Origin of the sequence: Sphaerotilus sp. (assembly GCF_013299175.1) — a bacterium.
In the GTDB taxonomy this organism is placed as follows: Bacteria; Pseudomonadota; Gammaproteobacteria; order Burkholderiales; family Burkholderiaceae_C; genus Sphaerotilus.
Genome location: NZ_JAAFKF010000186.1, coordinates 1 through 3,752, shown reverse-complemented (window position 1 = coordinate 3,752; position 3,752 = coordinate 1). Strand labels below are relative to the sequence as shown.

Below are 3,752 nucleotides of genomic sequence, written 5' to 3'. Positions count from 1 at the left end.
GCCGAAAACGCCATCGACGCCACCAGCGACAGCGAGAACTGCCGGTAGATGTTGCCCACCGAGCCGCTGAAAAACGCCATCGGCACGAACACGCTCATCAGCACCACGGTGATGCCGATGACGGCGCCCGTGATCTGGCCCATCGCCTTGACGGTGGCGTCCCGCGGGCTGAGTCCTTCCTCGGCCATGATCCGCTCGACGTTCTCGACCACGACGATGGCGTCGTCCACCAGGATGCCGATCGCCAGCACCATGCCGAACATCGTCAGCACGTTGATCGAGAACCCCGCCAGCAGCATCACGCCAAACGTGCCCATCAGCGCCACCGGCACCACGATGGTCGGGATCAGCGTGTAGCGCAGGTTCTGCAGGAACAGCAGCATCACCAGGAACACCAGCAGGATCGCCTCGGCCAGCGTGTGGACCACCTGCTCGATGGAGATGCGGACAAAGCGCGAGGTGTCGTAGGGGATCTCGAAGGCCACGCCCTCGGGGAAGCTGCGGCTGAGTTCTTCCATGCGCTCGCGGATGGCGGTCGCGGTGCCGAGCGCGTTGCCGGTGGGTGAAAGCTGCACACCGACGCCGGTCGAGGGCACGCCGTTGAGCCGCGCCGAGGTGGCGTAGCTCTGCGCCCCCAGCTCGATGCGGGCCACGTCGCGCAGCCGCACCGTCGAGCCGTCCGCGTTCGCCCGCAGCACGATGGCGCCGAAGGCTTCCACGCTCTCCAGTTGGCCGTTGACGACGACCGTGGCGCTCATGGTCTGGCCGGCGACGTGCGGCAGCTCGCCGATGGAGCCGGCCGAGACCTGCGCGTTCTGGGCGCGGATGGCGTTGTTCACGTCGTTCGGCGACAGGCCCAGCCCGGCGAGCTTGGCGGGGTCGATCCAGACGCGCATCGCCCGCTCGGTGCCGAAGAGCTGCGCCTGACCGACACCGGCCACGCGCTGCAGCTCGGGCACGATGTTGCGTGCCGCGTAGTCGCCGAGCGCGATCGGGTCATAGGCCGGGTTCTTGGACGTGACCGAGACGAACATCAGGAAGTTCGAGCGCGCCTTGTCCACCCGCACGCCCTGCTGCACCACCGACGCCGGCAGCCGGGGCGAGGCGCGGCTCAGGCGGTTCTGCACCTCGACCTGCGCGAGTTCGACATTCGTGCCCGGCTCGAAGGTGACGGTGATGGCACCCGTGCCGTTGGCCTGGGCGGTGGATTCCATGTAGATCATGCCGGGCGCGCCGTTCATCTCGCGCTCGATGATGGCCAGCACGGCGCTTTCCAGCACCTGCGGCGACGCGCCCGGATAGGCGGCGTTGATGACCAGGGACGGCGGCGCGACGGTCGGGTACTGCGCGATCGGCAGCCGCGTGATGGAGACGGCGCCGAGCACGAGGATGAACAGCGCGATCACCCAGGCGAAGATCGGGCGGTCGATGAAGAATCGGGAGGACATGCGGGTTCCTTCCGGCTCAGCGGCTGGCGGCCGACGCGGGTGCGGACGCTGGCGCCGGCTTGCCACCCGGCGTCCACGGCACCGGCGTGACCGGCGACTTCGGGCGCATCTTCTGGAAACCATCGACGATGACCTGCTCGCCCGCCTTCAACCCGTCGAGCACGACCCACGCGCTGCCGTTCGCCCCGCCGATCTTCACCGGGCGCGGCGCGGGCATGTTCCCCTCGCCGACCACCATCACGGTGTCGCCGGCCGAGCCGCGGGTGACGGCCTGCTGCGGGACCAGGACGCCGCTGTCGGTCTGGGCCTGTGCCACGCGCACCTTGACGTACAGCCCCGGCAGCAGCGTGCCCTCCGGGTTCGGCACCTCGGCGCGCAGCGTGACCTGGCCCGAGGTCGCGTCCACGGTCAGGTCGGAGAACAGCAGCTTGCCGGGATGCGGGTATTCGGTGCCGTCGTCCAGCACCAGCCGCACCTCGGCGCCCGCCCCGCCCGCCCGCTTGAACTGGCCGGACTCGAACGCCCGGCGCAGGCGCAGCGCCTCGGACGCCGGCTGCGTGAAGTTCACGTACAGGCGGTCCACCTGCTGGATCAGTGCCATCTGGGTCGCCTCGCCCTGGCCGACCAGCGCGCCTTCGGTGACGAGGGCGCGGCCGATGCGCCCGCCGATCGGGGCGCGCACGGCCGCGTAGTCCACGTTCAGCTTGGCGCTCTGCACGGCGGCCTTGGCGGTGGCGAGGTCGGCCTGGGCCTGTTTCACCGCCGTCTGGGCGGCGACCCATTCGGTCTGGCTGATGGCCTTGGCGGCGGCGAGCGGCTCGTTGCGGGTCAGCGTGGCCTGGGACTGCGCGAGGTTGGCGTCGGCCTTGACCACGGCGGCAGCGGCGCTGTCGAGGGTGTTGCGGTAGGGGGCGGCGTCGAGCTGGAACAGCGACTGGCCGGCCTTGACCTCGGCGCCTTCGGTGAACAGCCGCTGCTGCACGATGCCGGCGACGCGGGCGCGGACCTGCGCGGTGCGCCACGCCTCCAGCCGGCCGGGCAGCTCGGCGCGGATCGCCACCGACTGCGGCTGCACGGTGACCACGCCGACGGCGGGGGGCGGCGGTGCCTTGCCGGCGCCGGGTCCGCCCGCGCCGCCAGCCCCCGCACCGCCAGCCCCCGCACCGGAAGCGGCGCCCGAGGCCGCGGCCGGCGGCGATCCGCTCCCGCCGGAGCCGCCGCCGCACGCCACCAGCGCGGCAGCGACGGTCAGTGCGGCCAGTCCGGCGGCAGGGCGCCGCAGCGAGGAAAAGAGGGGGCTGTCGTGATGCATGTCGTGTTTTCCAGCGGTAGCACTTGAACCGGGAGGGTTGGGCCGCAGTTTACATACACTTGTGAATGTATGTATGTCGCTCTGTTGCCGGGAGGAAACCACGGTGGTCCGACGCACGAAGGAAGAGGCAGCCGCCACGCGGGAGCACCTGCTGGACATGGCCGAGGTGGTGTTCCTGCGCGAGGGCGTGGCGCGCACGTCGCTGCAGAGCATCGCCGCCGAGGCGGGGCTGACGCGGGGGGCGCTCTACTGGCACTTCAGGGACAAGGCGGAGCTGTTCAACGCGATGGTGGAGCGGGTGCGCCTGCCCTGCGAGGCGGCGACGGATGCGCTGGAACACGGCGACCAGCCGGGGGGGGCGGACCCGGTGGAGACGCTGCGGGCGTTTGCGTGGGGGCCGATCGCCCGGATGCTGGAGGACGAACGCACGCGGCGTGTCTTCACCATCGCCATTCACCGTACCGAGTACAGCGACGAGATGCGCCCGGCGCTGGAGCGGCACACCGCGGTGATGGAGGCATTCCGGGCGCGGGCCGAGCGGCTGGTGGTCGCGGGGCAGGCGCGGGGGGTATTCGATGCGGGGGTGCAGGCGCGGGCGGTGTCGATCGGGTTCATGGCGCTGATCGACGGGATGCTGAGGCGAGCGACGCTGGGGCCGGTGGGGGCGGGGGATGTGGAGGGGTATCGGGGGGGGATCGAGGTGTTCTTGCGGGGGGTTAGGCGTAACTTTTTCACGGATCAGGCGGAAGTGTGAAATTCTGCTGGGGCTGCCATGCGGTCGCTGCGGACGGTGGCGGGGTGGTGTTTTATTCTGCGTGGCACCTGAGCAAGTCGAAGATGCGCTTGCAGGGTTTCGCGGTTCATTTAGGGAGAAGTTATGCGTCACGCTACAGAAAAACATCAATGCCGACAACGACTTGCATGCCATCTTGGTGCCGAGTTAGACCTCAGCGGCCAAGTTAGACAGCAGAGCCGTGAGGTCTAAATTACGT

3 protein-coding genes are annotated in these 3,752 nt (G+C 69.8%); 1 reads left to right on the top strand and 2 read right to left on the bottom strand.

Annotated features, from left to right (window positions below):
* Nucleotides 1-1,448, bottom strand: a 1,448-nt coding sequence (locus tag QZW52_RS18905) for an efflux RND transporter permease subunit (protein WP_294001631.1), incomplete at its 3' end; no start/stop codon positions are given.
* 16 nt (nucleotides 1,449-1,464) lie between these two features.
* Nucleotides 1,465-2,760, bottom strand: a complete 1,296-nt coding sequence (locus QZW52_RS18900; RefSeq protein ID WP_294001629.1) for an efflux RND transporter periplasmic adaptor subunit — start codon at nucleotides 2,758-2,760, stop codon at nucleotides 1,465-1,467.
* 103 nt (nucleotides 2,761-2,863) lie between these two features.
* On the opposite strand from QZW52_RS18900, the gene QZW52_RS18895 reads away from it, so the two are divergent.
* Nucleotides 2,864-3,514 carry a TetR family transcriptional regulator gene (locus tag QZW52_RS18895; RefSeq protein ID WP_294001627.1) on the top strand — a complete coding sequence of 217 codons (651 nt, stop codon included), beginning with the start codon at nucleotides 2,864-2,866 and terminating at the stop codon, nucleotides 3,512-3,514.
* Nucleotides 3,515-3,752 lie beyond the last annotated feature (238 nt).

Coding starts and splice junctions, on each gene's coding strand:
- QZW52_RS18900 (WP_294001629.1), bottom strand. CDS start 2,760: ATGCATCACGACAGCCCCCTCTTTTCCTCGCTGCGGCGCCCTGCCGCC.